The sequence below is a fragment of the Paraburkholderia sp. RL18-085-BIA-A genome (assembly GCF_046027075.1).
Classification (GTDB): Bacteria; Pseudomonadota; Gammaproteobacteria; order Burkholderiales; family Burkholderiaceae; genus Paraburkholderia.
Genome location: NZ_JARESU010000071.1, coordinates 17,074 through 38,635, shown reverse-complemented (window position 1 = coordinate 38,635; position 21,562 = coordinate 17,074). Strand labels below are relative to the sequence as shown.

The following is a 21,562-nucleotide window of genomic DNA, read 5'->3' as shown; positions in this document are numbered from 1 at the left end:
GCCGCATCGGCAGGTAGGCGCTCCGCCCGCTGCCGTTCACACCGCGGCGATTCGCGGAATCGTGCGATCGAATATCGTGGCGACAAACAGGCAGGCGCTCAACACACTCATAACGATGGCCAAGCTGTGCAGGCCGTGATCGCTCGCAGTTTTGCCATATAAGGCGCCAAGGAGGCTGGTCGCCGCGATTGCACCTAGATTCCAGCGGTGCGCTGGAGTCCCGCTGCAGTGCCGATCTCGTCGGCCGGCGCCTGCAGATAGACGGCGGCCTGGGTGGCTGTGGAAAACATGCCCTGCGGCACACCGAAGCACACAACCGCGGCAGCGATGATCCATGCGGACTTGTTGCTGTCGATAAAAAACAGGCAGATGCATCCGGCCAGCGCTGCGCCAATGCTGACGATAAACGGCCCTCGAATGCCTTTTGTGCGCCCGCCTGTCACAGAGGAGACGGCGGCGAGCAGCGACATCGGCATGGTGATCAGGCCCGCTTGGCTAGTGGAAAAGCCGGCGCCGCTTTCGAGCCACTGAGCGAATCCGTAGAGGATGCAATACACGATCATCAGGACCGCCCCTGCGCGCAGATAGGTTACCGTCAACGGTCGGTTGCGGGCCAACATCCGCACATCGATAAACGGCTGCTTGCGTCGCGCCGAGTGAAGCACGAGTGCTACACCGAGAACGGCGGCGATAGGCAGCATGCTCCAGACTGGGCGGTCGAGATTCATCAGGAAAATCATCAGGCCGAGCAAGAAGCCGGTGAACAGCAGGATGCCCACCACGTCGAGCTCTGCCATCAGACGCGCAAAGCTGCCGTCGCGCGGCTGATCCTTTGGCACCCACAAAAGAACCAGCAGCGCAGCGAGCAGCGCGAGCGGCGTGTTCACGGCAAAGATCGAGTGCCAGCCGAAAGCGCCTGTCAGTACGCCACCCAGCAAGGGTCCGATGGCCAGGGTGGAGACCCCCGCCAGCGAGAGAACGCTCATGGCGACGCGTGGCGGCGCCGCACCGAGCCGATCTGCCTGGACGCGGAAGATGCGCATGGCCGACGGATAGGCGCCGGCGGTGCCGATTCCCAGTGCCACCCGCACCGCGATCAAGACGCCGAGCGTGGGAGCAAACCGGCCGACCAGCGCGGATATCGCGACGATGAAGAGGGAGATCAGGTAAATCCGGCGTGGGCCGAATAGATCCGCCAGTCGCCCCATGGTCGGCTGGGCCACGGCGCTTGCCAGGTAGAGCCCGGCAATAAGCCATCCAGCCTCCGCGACGCTTGCATGGAAGTCGGTCGCAATTGGCACCAGCGCGGTAGAGATCATGGTCGAATTGATCGGATTCAGTACGGCGCCGAGCGCTAGCGGCGCGACGAAACGGAAGCCGAAACCCGCATGTTGTTCGTTCGGGCGACCGGGATCGCCACCGGTTGTCGGCGGATTGCTTTGCATTTTGCGTGGCTCAGTTCTTCAGATCGATGTCATCGGACTTCACCACGCGTGCGAGTAGCGGAAAGATGTTGTCGACTGCAAACGCGTGCATGTCATGAGACAGCCCCGTGGTCGCATCTTCGGCGATCACGACGTCGTAGCCATGCTCGTAGGCCTGGCGCGCGGTGGATTCGACGCCCATATTGGTGGCGATGCCAGCGAGCACCACCGTTTTGACGTTCCGGCGCCGCAACTGCACATCGAGATCGGTGCCGTAGAACGCGCCCCATTGATGTTTCGTCACGAGAATGTCGGACGCGTGAGCGAGTTTTTCGACGAGCTGGCTGAAGTTCGCTGGAAAGCCCCCTTCCGGACGCGCAAAAGGCCGGTCCACTGGCTGTTTCAGCACATCACCGAAGTCCTCCGCGAAGGCGACGTTGACCAGTACGACCGGTGCCCCGGCAGTCCGGAAACGCGCTGCTAGCCGGCCACCGGTTACCGCCACCTTAGCGCCGGGGCGGGGTGCCAGAGCGGGCATCGACACGATGCCTTGCTGGAGATCGACGAGAATGAGTGCTGTTGCAGTCGCGGGAAGAGCGAGCATGATGGGAGCCTTGCGGTGGATTCGAGGAGGTAGCTGACGCCCAAGCATAACTCTATTTGAGTATTTGCTCAAATAGAGTTATGTGGCCGAGGGCCGCCGCAACTGGCAAACTGACGGCATGTCTCCGACTCCCGCCAAAACTAAAGCTCTATCTGCTGCTCCGCGGCCCAATCGTCAACGGCCGGCGCTTGCGCCGCGGCGTGGTGTCGGCCGTGAGCGCGTCGCCACGTTGATGGCCGCTGCGTCGAAGGTCATTCAGGAGCGTGGTTTTGATGCCGCAACCATGGCCGAGATAGCGGCGCGCGCGGACACAAAAATCGGTTCGCTCTATCGTTTCTTTCCGAACAAGGAAGTGCTGGCCGATGCACTGATGCAGCGCTACAGCGAGTTGCGTGATGCCCAATGCGACGAAATCGATGCCCGTGCCCGCGTGGTGTCGATAGACGAGTTGGCCGATTTGCTGGTCGACTCCATTGCGGAGATCCACGACGAGACCAAGGCGCTCGTCGCTTTGCTGGATGCCCGTTCGGAATGGTCGGGCAAGCGACTCGAGTATCGCGAGAAGACGCTCAAGCGGATTGTTGGCACGCTGCGGCTCAGGGCGCCGACGTTGCCGGGAGAGACCGCCAAAGACATGGCGGTGGTATTGCTCAACAACATGAAGACGATGGTGGCGATGACGCTCGACAAGTCGCGGCTCCGACCAGCCCGGGTGGCCCCGCCGAGTTGCGTCTAATGAACCGGCTATATCTCGCCAGCAAGCTCGCTGGCCACGAACTGCCCGCGGCTCAAGCCGGGGCGCCACCATCAGGTGGTGCTTCCGAGTAGCATGTGTGACTCAGGCGGCGCCCCGACACCAGGCCGGCGGCGCCGCTTTTTATGTCCCCGGCCTTCCGGCTACGGCGTTGCAAGGCGCGCTTACGTGAACAATTCAGCGTGGGCGCGGCGCATGCGGCATTTCATCTGGATGGAATTTCGTCCGGAATGCCGCTCGGGATGCCGGTGTCTCGTGCTGCATACCATCGACGCTGCCGTCGCGCTCGCAGATCCATGCAAACGCCCATTGCTGGGCAACTTCGATCGCCTCATCCTCCGTGTCGAAATAGGAAAGATCACGCTCGATGTGCATTTCACCATCAACGTCATCGTCAGCCGAAACGCGAACCAGTCGCGCGTGCGCAAAGAATTTCCCAAGGGAGAAGTCGGGCGTCGCGTCGATGATCCACCCGCGGTACCCGCATTGCATGATTACCTCCGATATCAAAGCTAATCGGGATTCGAAAAGGCAAAGCATGGGGTCGTCGGTCGTAATCGCTAAACCTCCTTCCCCGGTCAAAAGCTCGCGGGCTTCCGCGCTCGCGGTAGTTGGGTAGACATTCACCCTGGACTGCCGATTCAGTTATAGACCTTCGGCGACCCGGCAGTGATTCCAACTTGCGATAACAGCAATGAAAATGCCCATTCAAAACAGACTGCCGAATCGAGCGTTCCGAGGGCTCCTTCCCTCCCTGCAGTGGACATTCGAGCCTAGCTTGCGGAAGGCCGAACTGGGGCCAGGAAGCGTCGTTCGCCTGCATCGTCATTTGGACATTCGGGCGTCCCCTCCGCCCCTGGCAAACGGCCGTTCGATTGACGATGATGCAAGTTGCATCATCGGCCATAACGGTCGTTTGCTCCCCCGCTGCCAGGACGACCTAACAACTACGTATTCCAGCAGCGTGCTGGAAGTCGAGCTGACCGTCGTCAAGGGACGCTATGGTGTGCGTAGCCCTCAGCAGCGCGCAAGCGGCTCGGAACGCGTCAGCGCCGCAGTGGACGGGAGAGTTGTATCGTCTCTGCCTGACGATGTTTTCTGGAAATGATTTTAGACTCGGCGGCCTCAAATCTGAAGTCCAATACCGTTTCGTATAAGGTGTTGCGATGCACGAAAGAACTCAGTACCAGTAACTCCAACCTGAAGAGCGCCTCATTATTGCAAGCCTGCATCTACAGGGTTCGAGTATCCGGGCCATGGCCCGGATACTCGGGCGCTCGCCGGGCACCGTTAGCCGTGAACTGACGCGAAACAGCTCTCCTGCAGGTTACGCATCGATGCCGGCTGAAGCGCTCAGCGCCGCACGCCGCAGTGCGGGCCACCGCCCCACAAAGCTTTGCCTGCAAAGCGTCTGCTGGCATATCGTTCTCACCCTGCTCGAGTGGAAATTGTCACCCCAGCAGATATCGGGCACAGTGAAGCGTTATCCGACTGACCCGACCCAGCAGGTTTCGCACGAAACCCTTCGACGCAGGATTCGCGGGGAGTCCAGGATGTTGGATTCAGGGAACAGCGACATCGAACGATGTGCTGCCCCCGGTGCATCCCGCGCGGTGTGTGGTTAGAGTGGCATTAGCGCATAACCTGCCTGCTGCAGGGTTGTCACGGTAGTCAGTGCGGACAATGACAGCGTCACTCTGGGGTCAATCCAGTCATATTCGAAGTGGTGCTCCGCCATCGCCTGGCCACACACCGCGATCGTGATGCCGTCCTTCCTGAGTTCCGCAATCAACGGCATATTGGGGTTGGGCACTCCGAACTGTGCACGGTAGTGCGCGTCGTCGAGCACCAGCGATGTGGCCGAGCCAGAAGCAACCGCGACGAACTTAAGCCTGCTCAACGGCACGCCCGACGCCACGTAGAGATTCACCGCGCGCGCCACGTGATCAAGCGCTGGACTCACCTCATTGGGGTTCTTGGCCCCCTGCGTCAACGAGAAGACCACCTTGTAGGTGTGACCCGGTTGTGGCTTGAAAGCACCGTTCGGAAGAAAGTGCATCTTGCCGTAGTCGTGAACGGTCGGCGTCGTCCAGAAGTCGGGTGAATCCATCGTGCCTGCATGGACGGACAATGAAGCGGCAGCGAGCGCTGCGGTAGCTACGAAAGTTTTGACTTTGTACATGGTTGATTGCGATTTCACTACGGGTGCAAAAGAGTTGGAATCAGGGGTGGTAAAGCCCCCGTGCGACGCGCCTGAGTAAGCCCGAATCGAAGCGCAGACCGGCGAGGATGGCCGTACGCTATCGAACCCGCTTATCTTCGGCTCTCAATTGATTTAACTGGATTGAGCGCATTCGTCTATGCCGGTTGCGCCAAAATGTGGCCAACGAGAGTCATCCGCCTAGCCCGGCCTTCACCATCATCCCGAGCGCCACGCAGATCAAGACCCCCGCGAAGCCCACCTGCACGTGCTGCGCGGAGAGACGATGCGAGAGCAGCCGCCCGGTCACCATGCCGGCGGCCGTCGCCACGCTGAACCACAGCGTCAGGTCGAGCGGCAACGGCGCGCCGTGCAGGACCGTCGCGACGACACCGCCGCTGCCGACCAGCGCGATCACCATCAGCGACGTGGCGACGATCCCATGCATCGACACGTTGGTCAGCTTGCGCAGCATGGGCACGATGATGAAGCCGCCGCCCACCCCCAGCAGTCCCGTCATGAGCCCGGTCAATGCGCCGGTCGCCGCGAGTGCGGCTCCAGTCGTCCACGACCAGATCAGCCGCCCGGTGTCCGGGTTGATATGGCCGACGCAAAACCGCGAGTCCGCGCTGTCCGGGCGCCCGCGCCGCAAAGCCTGTGATAACAGCCTTCCGGCCACCACCAGCATGACGGTCGCAAACAGCGCCAATAGCACGCGCTGCGGCAACGCGTGGGCAACGCGCACGCCGAGCGAGGTCAGCGGCACACCCGCTGCGGCCATGAACAGCGCGGCGCGGTAACGGACGAGCCGCTGCCGGAATGCTTCAAGCGCGCCGATCGCAGCACTGCCCGCCACGGCGACCAGCGCAACCGGCGTCGCCTGCTGCATCGGCCAGCCCATGCCGGCTACCAGTGCCGGAACTGCGAGAATGCCGCCGCCCGCGCCGGTCAGGCCGAGCACCGCGCCAACGATGGCGCCGAGGATAAGTGAAGTGAGCATGAGAAATCCGACAGGTTGTTGGCGACGCTGCGTTAGCCCACGAGTTCAGGTTGCGCCAGCCACTCGCGCCCCTTGAGCATCCCGTGCCAGTAGAGCGGCGGCAGGATGCGCTCCTTCAGCAACCACGCGAGTCGCGACGGGCGCTTGCCGTCGATCAGCCAGGTCGGCATAGACGGCGCGACCTTCCCGCCATAGAGGAATTCCGCGAGCACGATCTTGCCGCGTTCGACGGTCAGCGGGCATGAGCCGTAGCCGTCATATGCCGCCACGCCCCTGACTTTCCCGAGTGCGGCAAGCACGTTGTGGGCGACGACGGGTGCCTGCTTGCGTGCGGCGGCGGCGGTCTTCGCATTGGTTGTGTTCGCGACATCGCCAAGCGCGAAGACGTTTGAGTAGGTTTTGTGGCGCAACGTCGCCGGGTCGACGTCGACCCAACCCGCCTTATCGGCCAGAGAACTGGCGCGAATGAAGTCAGGTGCTTTCTGCGGCGGCACCACATGGATCATGTCGAACTCGCGGCTGACCGATTCCACGCTGCCGTTCTCGAGCGTGCGCCTGAAAATAGCGCGCTTGCCGGGGCCGTCTATCGCACTCAGGTTGAAGCCGAAGTTCAGCGCGATGTCGTAACGCTTGACGTACTCCATCAACGCCGGGACATAGTCGGCCACGCCGAACAACACCGCGCCGGCGTTGAAGAACTGAACATCGATCTGTTCGAGCCGGCCTGTACGCCGCCAGTGATCCGACGACAGATACATCGCCTTTTGCGGCGCCCCGGCGCATTTGATCGGCATCGGTGGCTGGGTGAACAACGCGCGGCCGCCCTTGAGTTCGCGCACGAGCTGCCAGGTGTAGGGAGCAAGATCGTAGCGATAGTTGGACGTCACGCCATTCTGGCCGAGTGTTTCGGACAACCCATCGATGGCATGCCAGTCGAGCTTTAGCCCCGGACAGACGATGAGCTGCCTGTAGCTCACCACCCGGCATCCTTCGAGTACGACCGCATTCTTTTCCGGCTCGAACGCAGCCACTGCGGCCTTGATCCAGTGCACCTGGCGCGGCAGCACGGCGGCCATATCGCGGGCGGTCGTCTCGGGATCGAACACACCGGCTCCGACCATGGTCCAGCCTGGCTGATAATAGTGGACGCCGGCCGGGTCGATGATGGCGATGTCGAGGTTGCGGTCGCGCGCGAGCAGGCTTGAGGCTGCCGCCACGCCGGCGGCGCCGGCGCCGATGATCACAATGTCGTGACTGGCCACGGCTACATCGACGGGCACCTTGCCGCCATTGGCAATACGCCGCGCCAGCGCGGACAGGTCATAACCTGCTGCCCTGGCGGCGGCGATGATATCCGGCAGCGTCCCGCGGGGCGCTTCGGACAGCGCCCACAGCGTCGCGGCACGCATCCCGGTACGGCAATAGGCGAGCACCGGCTTCGGCAGCGCGCGCATCAATTCGCCGAATCGCGCAGCATCGGCGTCGCCGACCTTGCCGGACTCGATGGGCAGGTAAAGGGCCTCGATGCCCTGTTCACGGGCCGCCGCCTCGATCTCGCTAAAGTTGGGCTGGTCGGCGCCTTCGCCGTCCGGGCGATTGCAGATGACGGCGCGAAAGCCAGCGGCCTTGATTGCCTGCAGGTCGGATGCCGCAATCTGCTGCGATACGGCCAGTTCGGCCGTCAGTTTCTTGATGTCCATTTACTTCTCCTGTTGCTTCCAAGAAATCACGTGCACCGCCTCAGATTGCGTTGAGGGGAATCTTGAGATACAGCACTCCGTTATCTTCCGGATCGGGCATATGTCCGGCGCGCATGTTGACCTGCACTGACGGCAGCATCAGCACGGGCATGTTGAGTGTCGCGTCGCGCGTGGTGCGCATCGCCACGAAAGCTTCCTCGCCGATACCGTTGCGGATATGGACGTTGTGTTCGCGTTCCTCGGCTACCGTGCTGACAAACTGCAAAGGCCGCCCGCCGGGCTGGTAGTCGTGGCACATGTAGAGCTTCGTGTCCGCCGGCAGGCTCAACACCTTGTTGATTGACCGGTACAGCGTACGGGCGTCGCCGCCGGGAAAGTCGCAGCGCGCGGTGCCATAGTCGGGCATGAACAGGGTGTCGCCGACAAAGGCCGCGGTCTGCGCGCCGTCGCTGACCACATAGGTCATGCAGGCCGGCGTATGGCCCGGGGTATGGATGGCGCGCGCCTGCAACGCTCCGACGGCGAATGTTTCGCCGTCGGAGAGCAGGTGATCGAACTGGCTGCCATCGTGCGTGAATTTCAAACCGGCGTTGAACAGCTTGCCGAACTCGTCTTGCACGCGGGTCACCTGCGCGCCAATCGCAATCTTTCCGCCGAGTCTTTCCTTGAGGTACGGCGCGGCGGACAGATGGTCGGCGTGCACGTGGGTTTCGAGAAGCCACTGGACCTTCACGCCAAGCTCGTGGACGCGAGAGATGAGCTTGTCGGCTGTCGTCGTGGAGGTGCGGCCTGACTTCGGGTCATAGTCGAGGACACTGTCGATCAGTGCACAGTCGCCGGTGCGGACATCCAGCAACAGGTAGCTGACCGTGCAGGTACCGGGGTCGAAGAAACCTTCGACCAGCATGGGGCTCGTGGTATTCAACTTCCTCTCCTCAAACGAATGGATTTTGCGAAACTGGCCGGCCAATTAAAACAAGAACCGTGCCACGTCGCTCGCAATTGATAAAAATTGGCTAACGCTTTGATTTTTATCAATGTTTCTATTCCATCGGGCGTCGCCACAGCGCGTGGAGCGGTCGTCTGGGGTTAAAGGCTGCCATTTGAGGCAGTCAGGTGGCAGGGATGGCAGCTTTGGCAGCGTCGACGTATAGTGACGTCTACTGGAGCCGCCGCCATGAAATCCCCTAAGCCGTTGATACCCATCACACCCCTCGTAAAGACCTCCGCCGGGTCGCCTCAAGCGCTGCATGTCGACGCCCTCGTGTCGTACCTGGAGCACGACGCTCAACCCATGATCGTGCTCGATCCCGAGTACCGCATCCTTGCTGCCAATACCGCTTATCAACGTCAGTTCGGCGTCGCCAGCCAGCCTCATGTGGGCCGCAAGTGCTATCAGGTCTCGCATCACTACGACGTGCCCTGCGACCAGGCGGGTGAGCACTGTCCAATGAAGCGGGCGTTTGAGCTCCGCGGCCCCGACCGCGTGCTCCACATTCATCACACGCCTCGCGGGCCTGAGCATGTCGATGTCGAGTTGCGGCCGATATTCAATTCGCAGCGGGAGGTGGTTGCGTATGTCGAGAGGCTCTCCACGGTACGCGGCGCATCCGCCAGGCCGAGCGCGGAAGGGCTGGTCGGTCGATCAGCGGCGTTCAACGAGGCGATCTCGGCGTTGCATCGCGTCGCGCCTTCGACGCTGCCGGTCCTGTTGCTCGGGGAATCCGGAACCGGCAAGGAACTGTTCGCGCGTGCCCTTCATGAGGCAAGCGAGCGCGCGCAACACGCTTTTGTCGTCGTCGATTGCTCCGGCATCACGGAGACCCTGTTCGAGAGCGAACTCTTCGGCTATGAAAAAGGCGCGTTCACCGGCGCCGCCACGCGCAAACCCGGTCTGGTCGAGACCGCGCAAGGGGGAACGCTGTTTCTCGACGAGATAGGCGATGTGCCGCTGTCGATGCAGGTCAAGCTGCTACGCCTCATCGAATCCGGCACGTTCCGGCGGGTCGGCGGCATCGAGACCCTACGCGCGGATTTCCGACTGGTGGCGGCGACGCACCAACCCGTGCGGGAAATGATCAACGACGGTCGATTCCGCCAGGACCTCTACTACCGCATCAGCGCCTTTCCGATTCACCTGCCAGCGGTGCGCGAGCGGCCGGACGACATCGCCCTGCTCGTCGATTCGATACTGCAGCGTATTGGTAGCGCGCAAGGTGCGGCAGGCGCTATTGCCGGCCGCAAGTTCAGCGTCGAGCCAGACGCTCTCGGGAAACTCCATGCCTGGTCATGGCCAGGCAATATCCGGGAACTGCGTAACGTGCTCGACCGGGCGTGCCTGCTGGCCGGCGATGGGGTGATCCGGATCGAGCACCTGCCGCATGACATAGTGGCGGGAATGCCGGCGCATTGGGAGAGCGACGCGGGCCCGACGTCGCTGTCGGCGCGCGGCGAGCTCACGGATCGTGAACTCGTACGGCTGGTGGAGGGTTTTTCAGGTACACGCGGCGCCCTTGCCGCCTACCTCGGGATGAGCGAGCGCACGCTGTATCGTCGATTGAAGACGCTAAGGCGAGTAGGAGGTGGGGGGTAGCCCGGGTTTACATAGCCGGTGACAGGGGACGGGAAATGTTGGCGACAAGCATTTCGGTGAGGATCTTTGCGGTGCACCCTGGCTATCTGAATGTCAGCGTGCTTACCACCCCGTTTCGATGCACGCTCGGCGGCACATCGACGAAGGTCCTCGACTTGAGGGTGAGGGCCCCGGCAGCGCCGAGGTGACAACTTGGGGACTCACACGTGGTGGGCCGTTTCAGGCGTCCGCTTCAGAGCGAGATTGGAGGGTTGCTCATCGGCCAGTCTGTGCCCGCAAACGATTGGCGACGCGCCCCCTTCGGGTCTTCGATCAGCCGTGACGCCAACGGCATCTTTCTTGCGCTAATGCGTCTTGTGGATGAGCGCGCACGATTTTTCGAATACCGCCCAATTCAACCAGGTTGGCTCGCCTCAATTACCTCGTGACCTGTGGCAGTCAATACCGCGCAACCTCTTGCCACACGGCCTTCCTGCACATGCTGGCAGATCCACCAGCAAGAGTGGAACCGTGAAAATGCTAATCGTTTCTTTACCTGGAATCATCTGATCCCATCAGCCATATAGCGAACTACAGTCGCTGCTCACCTAAAATCAGGCGGCATTAGCAGAATTAGCGTACCCGGTAGCGGAATTAACGAACCTCAACAGGAGGACCGCAACCAGCCCTACTGCGCACTCCAACTCGCGGCGTAGCCGTCGTATGTCCGCTACCCTTCACGACGTCTCCAGTCCGGGATGGCCCCGCCAAGGATCGCTATTCCGACATGGCCGAAGAGGGGCACCCGTCGCCTCCGCCCGGTACAGCGGTCGTTGCAGCCCAACGCGCGCCGTTTGTGCCGGGATGCATATGCTGGATCAATGTTTTGACAAGCGCCGGTCCACGAACTGGTTTGGTTGCGACATCGTTCATGCCCGCATTTACTGCGGACTCGATAGTTCCTGCGTCTGAATAGCCAGTCAAAGCGATGATCGGTATCTGAGCGATCGTTCCAGTGCGTGCGCGTATCGCACGTGTCGTTTCTATCCCATTGAGGCCGGGCATTTGCAGGTCCAGCATGATGACATCGCATCGTTCGCCCTCCGCGAGCATGTCGAGTACCGCCTGCCCGTGACAGGCTTCGCGGACTTCCAGGCCATATCTCTCCAGCCACGTTCGCACGATACGCCGCCCATATTCATCGTCATCGGCGAGGATCGCTGTCTTGCCTGCCAGCGGCTCGCAATGGACTCCATGATGGTCCAGACACGATTGCACCGCTCTGAGAAGCTCAGCGCGACTGCACGGTTTGGAGACGATCGCAGACATGCCCGCTCTCTCGGTCTTCACATGCACGAGATGCTGCGGATCACTGGAGCAGCCGAGTATCGGCACGAACTGCGATTCCGGAACGAGCCCGCCACGGATCATTCCCGTCGCGGCATAGCCATCCAGCACGGGCATGTGCAGATCCATCATCACGAGGTCATAGTGCGCCCGCTTGATCCGCTCAATGGCGAGCAGGCCGTTTTCCGCCTCGTCGATCTCCACGCCGAGACCGCCCAGTTGTTGGCGTATCGTGCTTCGCTGCACGGCGTCGTCGTCGACGACCAGAATTCGCTTACCCGCGAAAACTGCGACTGAATCCTCCCGGATCGCTCGGCTTCCCCCGTCGGACACCGCTTGCGCCGCGCGCGGGAATCGGAGCTTGAAGCGCGTGCCTTCGCCTTCGATCGAATCGCAGAAAATATCGCCACCGAAGGCGACCATGGCCCGCTTGCAGTATGCGAGACCCAGGCCCGTGCCCCCCACCTTGCCCGACGTCTGGAACGACTCGAACAGGCGTGACTGCAACGATTTCGCGATCCCGGGCCCGGTATCGGTCACCAGGACATGCGGCTCATCCACTGTCACCGTGAGCTTCATGTCCGGATAGCGCTTGACGTAGTAGAGCGCATTCTTGAAGAGATTGAACAGGACGAACATGAACAGCGTTTCGTCACCGTCGAAAGCGAAATCCTTAACGACCGACAGCGTCGCTACGCTGCGCTCTCCTTTGGTTTCGTACGCGTATTCATCGAGCGCTTTCTGTACGACTTCGGCTGCGTGAATGCGTGTGACTTTGCTCGTATCGACGGTTTTGACGTTGACCTCTTCGAGCGTCATTGCGATAACCTGTAAGCCCCGCCGGACAGCGAGCTGCCCCTGTGACAGTTGGGCATACACTTCTTCGATCTGTTTTCCCGAAAGGATCTGCGTGACGTCGCCCGTTGTTGGCTCCGGCAATGCCTGGCTCGCCATGTCCAGACTGTACTGGATACGTCCCAGCGGGTTGCGCATTTCGTGAGCGATCGAACCTGCAAGCGCCATCGCGCCTCGCAGCTTCGCATCCTGCAACTGCCGTTCCGAAAACTTGAACAGACTTCCGCCGACTACTACGAGAATAAAGGTCGGCAATCTCGCGATATAGTCAGGCGGAAACAAGGGGTGAACCGTTGTGGCCATATAAAGCGCCATCCCGAGGCCCGTACCCAAACACAGCATTGCAATCGTGTTGCGCCAGTCTGTCAGCAGCACGAGAAAAAACACCGCCATGAAGCTGTCGGCAATGAAAACGATGTTTCCATGATTCTTCAGCGACATGAAGACATGAAAAAACGGCAGACAATAAAGCACCACGACGTATGAACAGCCGATGTAATACTTTTTCAGCCGCGACGGCCAGTAATTCGGCAGTGCCATCACCGCGCAGGAAGCCGATGCGATCAGCCTCATCGTCAGATTCTCGTACGGCTGTGGAAGGACGCGCGTATAGATGAAATAGAAAAGAAGGAATCCGATTGTGCCCACCATGCTGGCGTATCTGAGAATTCCTTTTCTGTGGCTGCAATAGTCTTCGTAACAGGCAAACAGCTTGCGTAGGTATTTCATCGGGAGCGCAACCACTGGATTGCAGAGAAAACAAAACCGCCAGACCGAGGAAATCAGGAAGCAGCCACGCTCGGCGGGCGCTTCCCGTTAGGCTCACGCGTGTCGCAGCGCCACTTGTTCGAGCATTTGCCCCGTCAGGAACAACGTGGTCTCCGCAGTCGATCGAACGAGCGCCTGATCCGCAGGCGTTTGCGCATACCGTTCGAGACAATCTTCCACCTGGGCACTGTGTTTTTTGTCGATCACTGCATGGGCAACGAAGAACGACATGTTCTTGTCGGCCAGCGATAGATCGCTCTTGACCTTCGCGAGGGGTTCCCCGATATGCTCGTACACGCTTTCCGCCCAGAAGCTGTATCCAAGGCGCGCAACGGGTCCATATTTGAGCGCTACGAAATAAAGATAGCCGATCAGCGCCTCAGTAGCCGGCAACGGAGCGCGTGCAAGCGCATCCCTGTTGAGCAGTCCAACACTCTCGAGATCGTGGACCACCATGCGCTCGTGTCCGATCTCCTCCGCAGCATGGTGATAGGCAAACTTCAGCAGCCCTTCCGGCGCGCTAACGAAGGCCGCGACCGCCTGGTTCATCGAGTTGTGCTTCGTGTAGTGGTGAACTTCAACCATCAGGTCGTGATAGAAATCCCTCGATACCTTGTTGTTCATCACGTGATGCCAGAATCGGCCAGTCTTGATCTGTGCCCAATGCTGATTGACTGTTTCCCGCAGAGAATGAACAAAATTATTTTGCATGGTCTTTTCCTTTAATATGCTTTTTGCATTGATATTTTTATTTAACCGACGTCCCGACAGCGTCGACCCCCATTAAGGCTCTCGATACATTCGCTACAGTGCCATGAATAAGCGTGTATGTCTTGTCAGTTCCAGCAAGAGGTATGTCGCTCGCCAGGATCGAAAAGCCGAATCTTCGGTAAAGCCGGCTCAGCACATGCGAACAGGACGCGTGAAAATTTCTTCCGTTGGACTTTTCGGCGACGAACCAAAGCGCCAGTAACAGACATTTTCGGAGTAGATCCTGGCCTTGTCTGACCGCGGGATCGAGTACGAGACGTCCAACCTCCCAGCTGTCCACCAGCAAGGACGGATCAAGCCGTATCTCTTTCTGAAGTTTTTCAGTGAGGGTCAACTCGTACTTCATCGGCACGAATCGCATGGTCCCGATCAGCTGGCTGTCCAGCTCGAAGGCAACGGAAATGCCTATTTCGTCTCTTTTTTTTCCTCCGCATGGAAATACGGATTCAGCCGCTCGTGCACGGCGAGATCGATCTCCTGGCGCAGGCGTTGAACCTCGCTGGTACCCGAGGGGCCTTCAAGGTGGCGCAAGACGACCTCCCGTGCCACCGGCGGCGGCACGGGTATGGCCGGCAAATACGACTGTGGCTGGAACGTGTCCACGATCATGATGTTTCCTGCCTCCTGTAAGAACGGTGGGAAAGCCAAGCAATCCCCGGTTAGAAGAAAAGCACGGTTACGCACTCCATTTGTTCAATGAAGAATACAAGGATGCGTCGTTCCGCTTGAGATAGTCCGCTTACTACGATACCAAGGGCGCAAGTCCCCACTGCCCATACAACAGAGAATTTCGACCGCTATGCGGCTTGAATTGCCACAATTAAAACGATAGCGCGGACGCACGTAAATCGCACCCGTTTGCATTAAAAATTTAAATGCGATTCGCATAATTTTCAGTGCGATGCGCCTGATTTCGGTGACATCCCGTCGAATATGCAGGCGGCAATTGTCTCGGAGACGAACAGTGCTGCCACTTTAGAGTGATCGCATTGAATCATCTCATGAGCGGTATTTCCGAATGCAATGGATTGGAAGGAACGTCTGAAAGCCTCGGAGATCGGTCTCACAGGAGATCGTGACAGGTGTCTCGAGATGGTCGAAGTACGCGTTCAGCCCCTTCACCCTGAACCGCCGGTGACGGCCGGCGCGAGAAGCCGGCCGTGCACACGGTCGCACAGCCGCAGGCCGCGGCGCGCCCTGCTGATCGAAATCGCATGGACCTGGCTGCGCTATCAGCCTGGCAGTGCATTAGCGAAATGGTTTGACCAGCGCACACAGGGCACGGGACCGAACCGACGCGCGCGACGCATCGCCATCGTCGTGGTAGCGCGACGTCTCGCCATTGCGCTGTGGCGCTATCTGAAAGACGGAGTTATTCCCGAAGGCGCGCACTTTAAGTCAGCTTAAGTCCCATCAGGATTCGCAGGAAGGAGGTAAAGGTCTGGCCAGGCAGTTACGTAGCAAACACGGTTGGAGTGAACATGCCCGTGATCACGCTGGGTTGCTGAAGCAACCGAATATTTTCAGATGGGGCATGTTCCCGGAAGAGATTCCGGCCTAACGCGCATGCAGGATCAGGCTGGTGACACGCCAGCGGATAGAAGGTGGTGAGATGCTGGTTCTTCTCACGAGCGCCACGACGACTTCAGACCAAACAAACGGAGACATGTTATGAAAATTCTGGCATAGGGGATCTTGACAGAGTTTTGCTCATAGAAGTGTGATCCACCGTCGAGACTTACTGCTGCGCCGCCCTCAGGAAATTCATGCGTCGATGTAACAACCTGAAAACCAATGTCGCGATTGACACGCAAAGTCATATCAGTACCTGTATCGCGCTGTGGACAAGGCCGGCAAGACCGTCGATTTCCTGCTTCGGGCCCATCGTGACAAGGGTGCGGCCCGCCGTTACTTTGAGAAAGCCATTGATCGGAACGGCACGCCTGAGACCGTAACCATGGATAAAAGCGGGGCTAATCTGGCCGCCCTCCAGACCATCAACGCTGAACGCGAAATGCCCATCAAGATCCGGCAGGTCAAGTATCTGAACAACATCGTGGAGCAGGATCATCGGGCTATCAAACGCCGAACCAGGCCCATGATGGGCTTCAAGGATTTCCGGTGCGCCCACATCATCCTGTCGGGCATCGAAACGATGCATATGATCAGGAAAGGGCAAATGAAGGACAACGGCGTCCCCCAAACCGCTGCCGCCCAGTTCTATTCGCTGGTGGCGTAAGGATTCCTTATCATCATGCGATTTTCTCGCCTTGCCGACCTTATCGCGACACAACCCCACCACCGAGCTACTCCACGCGCAAGGCGCGAGCGTGATTGCCGTCGGGCGCGGCGCCAACGTCGAAGCGTTGGCGCGTCCGGGAATCGTCCCGCTCGTCGCCGATGTCGCGCATGAGGAAAGCGCGGTGCGCGCCGTGGCCACCGCGCTGGAACACTTCGGCAAGCTGGACATTCTGGTCAACAACGCCGCGATCATCATTAACAAGCCGGTCGTCGAAATGACGCTCGACGACTGGAACGGTATTCAATCGGTCAATTCCACCGGTGCGTTCCTGTTCTCGCGCGAGGCCATGCGCGCGATGATGCCGGCGAAGAGCGGCGCAATCGTCAACGTCGGCTCATACGCGTGCTATCAGGCGTTTCCGCTGGTCGCCGCCTATGCGGCCTCGAAAGGTGCGCTCGCCTAGTTGACGCGCGCCATGTCGCTCGAGGCAATCGATCACGGCATTCGCGTCAACGCGGTGGGGTCTGGCGACGCGGTGACGAACATCACGAACCACCTCCACGAGGATGGCCCGGCCTTCCTCGCCGAGCACGGCAAGAACGCGCCGATCAAGCGGGCGGCCGATCCGCGGGAAATTGCCGAAATGACCGCGTTTCTGGCGTCCGAGAAAGCCAGCTATATCATCGGCGCGGTCGTGATGGCGGACGGTGGAATGAGCGTGGCGCTCAAGTAAGGCCTAGCCGCATTCTTTAAAAACACGCTTCAAGTTAAATTTGTACTACTAATTTATCAAGGGAATTACCGTGAACACATCCACGAAAATCTGGTTCGTCACCGGCGCATCGAAAGGCGTCGGCCAACGACTCGTAGGGCAACTCCTCGCGCGTGGCGATTGCGTCGCCGCGACCTCGCGAACCGTAGCGTCGCTGACGAAAGCGATCGGCCCCGCCGCGGAGCGGTTTCTTCCTCTGCAAGTGGATCTGACCAGCGACCAGAACGTGCGCACCGGTATCGCGCAAACCATCGAGATGTTCGGCAGGATTGACGTGGTCGTCAATAACGCCGGCTACGCGCAACAGGGAACCGTCGAAGCCTTATCGGACGAGGAACTTCGGCAAAATTTCAACGTCAACCTGTTCGCGCCGCTGATGGTACTCCGGCACGCGCTCCCGCATCTGCGCGAGCAGCGCGGCGGACATGTCATCAACATCGCCTCGATCGTCGGTTATCAGGCCGGCTACGTGGGCTGGGGAAGCTATGTGGCGAGCAAGTTCGCGCTCGCGGGCCTGACCGAGTCGCTAGCGGCCGAGGTGGCCGAGTTCGGCATCAAGGCGACGGTGGTGTATCCTGGGCCGGTACGTACAGAGTTTTTGTCGAGCGGCGCGCTGGCGGTAGCCAAACGACAGATCGACGAATACACCGAGGCCAAGGCGTCGCTCGATCTGCACCTGGGCACGCTGCACAGTCGTCAGGCCGGCGATCCAGACAAGCTGGCCATGTTGATCATGCAGGCCGTGGATGTTGCCGAACCACCGTTACACCTGTTCGCCGGCAAGATCGCCAACGAACTGGCGGCGCAAAAAGCCGCGGCCGTCCAACTTGATCTCGATGCGTGGAAAGGCTCATCCGAAGCAACGGACTTCGCCGAGTAACTTCAAGACCGCGCGGCGAACAGCAATGGGCCCTGCTTTGCCGGAGAAATCCAATGTTCAAGGAAATGGCAATCAAAAGTCCTACCGGCTGCTCGAATCTGGCCCTATCGTCATGGTACGACGCGCGCAGGTGACGGCACGCCTAACGTGATGACGATGGGCCTTCACATGATGATGCAACATGAGCCGGCTCTGATCGGCGTGGTGCTCGGGCCATGAGATCACACCTTTAGCGCCCTGCAGGAATCCGGTGAGTGCGTGATCGCTGTGCCGACGATCGACCTCGCGCAGACGGTGGTCGATGTCGGCAATTGCTCAGGCGCGCAACTCGACAAGGTCGAGACGTTCGGTCTCACCGCGATGCTCTCCAGACATGTGCGCGCACCGTCGGTTAGGGAGTGCGATCGTGCGCAGGTCGCCGCGCGCGAGCGCCGGCTTCAGCAGATTCGGCGGGTTCAGTGCCGGCAGCTTTGGGCGCCGCGCTCAGCGATTGCAGCAGCGCCGGGTCTTTGAGCGCCGGTGCAATCAGCTTTTCGGCGCTCACCTTGCCGTCGAGATAGGTGCCGAGATTCGCGAGTTGCGTGCGCGCTTCGAGAAGTTTCGCGAGAGAATCAACATTGCGCGCCACCGCTGCGGGCGAAAAGTCGTCCATGCTTTCGAAGGTGATATCCACTTCGAGACTGCCCTCGCCCGTTAGCATATTGGGGACCTGGAAAGACACGCACGGCTTCATCGACTGCATGCGGCCGTCGAAGTTGTCGACGTCGATTTCCAGCAGGAAGGTCTGAACATGGCACTCAGACGTGACTGAATCGCTACGTCGTTGACGACCGCGCGGTTGCCCGGCAGGTCAGACGTGCTGCCCTCCGTTGATGTGAATCTCGGCGCCATTGATATAGGACGCCGCTGGCCCGCAAAGGAAATGGATTGTCTCCGCCACCTCGCGAGGGTTACCCAATCGATGAAGTGGAATCTCATGGTTGACGATCTCTTCGGTGCCTGGCGACAGGATCGAAGTATCAATCTCTCGGGGGCAATCGCATTGACACGTACGCCCTCCGGTCCAAACTCATGAGCCATCTCTCGCGTCAGGGCGAAAAGTGCCGCCTTGGACACCGCATAAGCAGCGCCCGCGAAGGGATGGACTTTGAAACCGGCAATCGAGGTGACATTGACAATTGCGCCCGTGGCGCGTCCCAGTTCAGGAAAGAGAGCCCGGGCGAGCAAGGCATTGGAGATCAGATTGACGTTGAGAACGGTCGACCACGTGCGAGTGTCGCTTTTGAGTACGCCAAGTCGCGTTCGATCTTCGCCTTTGGGCGAGATCCCAGCATTGTTCACGAGCGTGTGCAGTTTTCCGTCTGGAAGCCGACGACTTACTTCTTCTGCAATCTTCTCGACAGAATTCAGATCCGCGAGGTCCGCCTGAATATGCGACTCGCGCGCGGCTGGCCACTTGCAGTCTTCGGAAAACGGCTGTCGCGACACAGTGAAAACCTTCCAGTTGTGTTCCTGGAACAGTTTTACAGTTGCGTGCCCGATCCCACGACTCGCACCGGGTAAGTAGCGTGTAGCGGGTTGAATCGTCTGCGTGCGGCATTTCGGAAAGTCGACTAATTGATGCAGTTGCCATGTTCATTGCGTAGCCCGCGATAGCGCCGTCCTTTCGACGTTGGGGTCGCTTTCACAACCACGCGAGAGAGACGGCACCGGGAATTCAAACCAGAACACGAACTGGAAGAAGCAACGGCGAGAACGAGTGGCCGTCTGGATGCCAGATCGGACGCAACGATACTCCTCGGCTGGCCCATCGTCTGTACCCTGCCCGTTCAAGCTGACGCCGCAACCGATTCGCCTTCATTTGCCCCGATCCGGGCCTGCCTTGATTCTGTCGAGGCGATAAAAGGAGCGAACGGAAGGAGTAAGGCGCTGCTGTAGCACGATGTGAGGTGAAAGCACGCCCTACTCCTTGTAGGTTTACATCGGCGGGAGCCGTACTTCGCGGGCAGGATGTCGCCGTCATAGGTCAGCGTGAGCAGCGTCTGGGGATGCAACGCCGTCGGCATGTCGATGCTAGTCCAGTAGTTGTCGGCACAATGTAGTGCGACGTATTTTGCGGTCGTATCGGCGCCGGCCCGCAAGAGAAAGTCGGAGAATCGCACCCCACCCCACTTGCCGATTGCGCTCCAACCGTCAATGCAAATGTGCCGCGTCACCTGGCTCTGCTGCGGCAACGCATGCAGTTCGTCGAGCGTCCAGATACGCTTGCCTTTGACGAGACCACTGAGTTCAAGGTGGTAAGCGCGTGCGTCGACGTCGGGTACCTGGTCAATGTCATAGAAGGCATTGAACGGAAATGGGCGCGCGATCATCGATTCCGGATAGACCGGCGCCAGTTTGCGCGGATCGAACAGCAGGGCCTGCGCGCTATCGTTGAATGAAGACATTTTGCGCAGCATGGCGTCGACCGATTTATCGTTGGTCAAATCGCAGCCCGACAGTAGTGCGAGTCCGCCAAAGGTCAGGATTCGCTTGCCAAGCAGGCGTCGTGCGGGTGATTTCAGTTCCTTCTGTGCATCCTTGATGATCGATGCAGCATCAAGGGGGCGTACGGATTTTCGGGAAGTCACGGTTAACACCCTCGGATCATGGTGAGTAATGATCGCGGCACCAGCGCAATCATCACGACATGTATTGAGAAAAAGCCGACGATCACGCCCATCGCAACAAAGTGGACGATGCGTGCGTTGTCGAAACCACCCATTAACGTGTGCAGGATCGGCAATTGAACCGGTTTCCAGATAGCCAAGCCCGATAACACCACGAGCACGATGTCAGCGATCACGACGAGATACGCAAACTTCTGTACGGCGTTGTATCGGCCTGGATCGTCATGATCGAGCTTGCCCCGTAGCGCGGCAACGAGGTCGAAGGCAATCGCGCGAATGCCGATGGGAAAGAATTTTTCGCGCAAGCGTCCTTTAAAAGTGCCCAGAACCAGGTATGTGACAAAGTTTGCGACCAGTATCCACATGACCGTGAAATGCCAAAGCAGCGCACCGCCTAGCCAGCCACCCAGTGTGATGGAGTTCGGAAACCAGATAGCCTTGAAGATGGGCGACGCGTTATACACTTGCCAGCCACTCAGGCACATGACTATGACAGCGGCTGCGTTGATCCAGTGGATGACGCGGACCCATACGGGATGTATCGTTGTATGAGCCAAGGCGGCCTCCCTGTCGACGGCATTGAAAGTTAAAAGCGTGTTCAGCGGCTGTCAGCGGCGAGCGAAAAGCAACTGTGCGTCGCGCCTTTCCTTGCAGACTCAACTCGAAATCTGGCTCGTGAAAGACTGTCGCGTTGCACGGTCGTCGTTTGGATACTCGTGCCTTAGCACGCGACAAGAATCGCATCCGGGGTCGCGCAATGCTATCGGTCAAATGACCGACCAAGGCGAGTCACCCTGCGAAGGACTTTCGTAGCCAACCTGCGCTCGCTGAGGCTGCGGTCATGTCCTGCCTCGCCATCAGGAGACGTGCCTGATGCAGTGGTGTCGACTTGATGTATTGCAACGGCGAAGTATTGGTCGCCTCCCCTCTTGTGTCTCCAGTTCCAGAAGCAGTCCCACCATGTCGGCGCGCACACGCGCCAGTGCCTGCGTTTCGCTTTCCAT

The 21,562-nt window shown here is 59.6% G+C and carries 16 protein-coding genes and 7 pseudogenes; 7 read left to right on the top strand and 16 right to left on the bottom strand.

Translation table 11 applies throughout. From position 1 onward, the window contains the following. Positions 1-194: 194 nt before the first annotated feature. Positions 195-1,445 (bottom strand): MFS transporter, encoded by a 1,251-nt coding sequence (locus tag P0D89_RS33450; RefSeq protein WP_408364736.1) that lies wholly within the window; start codon positions 1,443-1,445, stop codon positions 195-197. Between the two features lie 10 nt (positions 1,446-1,455). After that, positions 1,456-2,028 carry a hydrolase gene (locus P0D89_RS33445; protein WP_408364734.1) on the bottom strand — a complete coding sequence of 191 codons (573 nt, stop codon included), beginning with the start codon at positions 2,026-2,028 and terminating at the stop codon, positions 1,456-1,458. 82 nt (positions 2,029-2,110) lie between these two features. Here P0D89_RS33445 and P0D89_RS33440 point away from each other — a divergent pair, with 82 nt between their 5' ends. Continuing rightward, a complete protein-coding gene (locus P0D89_RS33440) occupies positions 2,111-2,764 on the top strand; it encodes a TetR/AcrR family transcriptional regulator (RefSeq protein WP_408364732.1) in 654 nt (217 codons plus the stop codon). Between the two features lie 195 nt (positions 2,765-2,959). On the opposite strand, the gene P0D89_RS33435 is transcribed toward P0D89_RS33440, so the two are convergent. Then, entirely contained in the window at positions 2,960-3,409 is a 450-nt protein-coding gene (locus P0D89_RS33435) for a hypothetical protein (protein ID WP_408364730.1), read from the bottom strand. A 539-nt stretch (positions 3,410-3,948) separates the two neighbouring features. On the opposite strand from P0D89_RS33435, the pseudogene P0D89_RS33430 reads away from it, so the two are divergent. After that, positions 3,949-4,335: pseudogene (locus tag P0D89_RS33430) on the top strand (transposase); the annotation flags it as partial. Between the two features lie 68 nt (positions 4,336-4,403). Here P0D89_RS33430 and P0D89_RS33425 read toward each other — a convergent pair. From P0D89_RS33425 to P0D89_RS33410, 4 genes are all read right to left on the bottom strand, one after another. Beyond that, complete coding sequence (locus tag P0D89_RS33425; RefSeq protein ID WP_408364728.1) at positions 4,404-4,964, bottom strand: DsrE family protein; 561 nt, start codon at positions 4,962-4,964, stop codon at positions 4,404-4,406. Positions 4,965-5,175: 211 nt separating this feature from the next. Then, the gene (locus P0D89_RS33420; protein ID WP_408364726.1) at positions 5,176-5,982 is read right to left on the bottom strand and encodes a sulfite exporter TauE/SafE family protein; all 807 of its coding nucleotides are present in this window, start codon (positions 5,980-5,982) and stop codon (positions 5,176-5,178) included. A 32-nt stretch (positions 5,983-6,014) separates the two neighbouring features. Beyond that, complete coding sequence (locus P0D89_RS33415) at positions 6,015-7,682, bottom strand: bifunctional protein tyrosine phosphatase family protein/NAD(P)/FAD-dependent oxidoreductase (protein WP_408364724.1); 1,668 nt, start codon at positions 7,680-7,682, stop codon at positions 6,015-6,017. A gap of 40 nt (positions 7,683-7,722) precedes the next feature. Further along, a complete protein-coding gene (locus tag P0D89_RS33410; RefSeq protein ID WP_408364722.1) occupies positions 7,723-8,589 on the bottom strand; it encodes an MBL fold metallo-hydrolase in 867 nt (288 codons plus the stop codon). Between the two features lie 387 nt (positions 8,590-8,976). On the opposite strand from P0D89_RS33410, the gene P0D89_RS33405 reads away from it, so the two are divergent. Next, the gene (locus tag P0D89_RS33405; protein ID WP_408364720.1) at positions 8,977-10,275 is read left to right on the top strand and encodes a sigma-54 interaction domain-containing protein; all 1,299 of its coding nucleotides are present in this window, start codon (positions 8,977-8,979) and stop codon (positions 10,273-10,275) included. A 756-nt stretch (positions 10,276-11,031) separates the two neighbouring features. Here P0D89_RS33405 and P0D89_RS33400 read toward each other — a convergent pair. The 3 genes from P0D89_RS33400 to P0D89_RS33390 all read right to left on the bottom strand — a co-directional run bounded on the left by P0D89_RS33400 (position 11,032) and on the right by P0D89_RS33390 (position 14,604). Further along, complete coding sequence (locus P0D89_RS33400) at positions 11,032-13,107, bottom strand: ATP-binding response regulator (protein WP_408364718.1); 2,076 nt, start codon at positions 13,105-13,107, stop codon at positions 11,032-11,034. A 171-nt stretch (positions 13,108-13,278) separates the two neighbouring features. Continuing rightward, positions 13,279-13,935: an iron-containing redox enzyme family protein gene (locus tag P0D89_RS33395; protein WP_408364716.1), complete on the bottom strand. Its 657-nt coding sequence runs from the start codon at positions 13,933-13,935 to the stop codon at positions 13,279-13,281. Between the two features lie 465 nt (positions 13,936-14,400). Then, positions 14,401-14,604 carry a hypothetical protein gene (locus tag P0D89_RS33390; protein WP_408364714.1) on the bottom strand — a complete coding sequence of 68 codons (204 nt, stop codon included), beginning with the start codon at positions 14,602-14,604 and terminating at the stop codon, positions 14,401-14,403. A gap of 573 nt (positions 14,605-15,177) precedes the next feature. Here P0D89_RS33390 and P0D89_RS33385 point away from each other — a divergent pair. The 4 genes and pseudogenes from P0D89_RS33385 to P0D89_RS33370 all read left to right on the top strand — a co-directional run. Beyond that, positions 15,178-15,402: pseudogene (locus P0D89_RS33385) on the top strand (IS110 family RNA-guided transposase); the annotation flags it as partial. Between the two features lie 412 nt (positions 15,403-15,814). Beyond that, positions 15,815-16,234, top strand: a pseudogene (locus P0D89_RS33380) (IS6 family transposase); the annotation flags it as partial. 58 nt (positions 16,235-16,292) lie between these two features. Next, a pseudogene (locus P0D89_RS33375) lies at positions 16,293-16,970 on the top strand (SDR family NAD(P)-dependent oxidoreductase); the annotation flags it as partial. 70 nt (positions 16,971-17,040) lie between these two features. Further along, positions 17,041-17,889, top strand: a complete 849-nt coding sequence (locus P0D89_RS33370; protein WP_408364712.1) for an SDR family oxidoreductase — start codon at positions 17,041-17,043, stop codon at positions 17,887-17,889. Between the two features lie 391 nt (positions 17,890-18,280). Here the strand turns inward: P0D89_RS33370 and tssB are convergent. From tssB to P0D89_RS33340, 6 genes and pseudogenes are all read right to left on the bottom strand, one after another. Beyond that, positions 18,281-18,658, bottom strand: a pseudogene (tssB, locus tag P0D89_RS33365) (type VI secretion system contractile sheath small subunit); the annotation flags it as partial. Between the two features lie 81 nt (positions 18,659-18,739). Beyond that, positions 18,740-18,829: a hypothetical protein gene (locus tag P0D89_RS33360; RefSeq protein ID WP_408364750.1), complete on the bottom strand. Its 90-nt coding sequence runs from the start codon at positions 18,827-18,829 to the stop codon at positions 18,740-18,742. Positions 18,830-18,966: 137 nt separating this feature from the next. After that, positions 18,967-19,410 (bottom strand): annotated as a pseudogene (locus P0D89_RS33355) (SDR family oxidoreductase); the annotation flags it as partial. Positions 19,411-19,718: 308 nt separating this feature from the next. Then, positions 19,719-20,519: a molybdopterin-dependent oxidoreductase gene (locus P0D89_RS33350; protein WP_408364710.1), complete on the bottom strand. Its 801-nt coding sequence runs from the start codon at positions 20,517-20,519 to the stop codon at positions 19,719-19,721. Between the two features lie 2 nt (positions 20,520-20,521). Further along, positions 20,522-21,115 carry a cytochrome b/b6 domain-containing protein gene (locus P0D89_RS33345; RefSeq protein WP_408364708.1) on the bottom strand — a complete coding sequence of 198 codons (594 nt, stop codon included), beginning with the start codon at positions 21,113-21,115 and terminating at the stop codon, positions 20,522-20,524. Positions 21,116-21,352: 237 nt separating this feature from the next. Further along, positions 21,353-21,476 (bottom strand): annotated as a pseudogene (locus P0D89_RS33340) (AraC family transcriptional regulator); the annotation flags it as partial. Positions 21,477-21,562 lie beyond the last annotated feature (86 nt).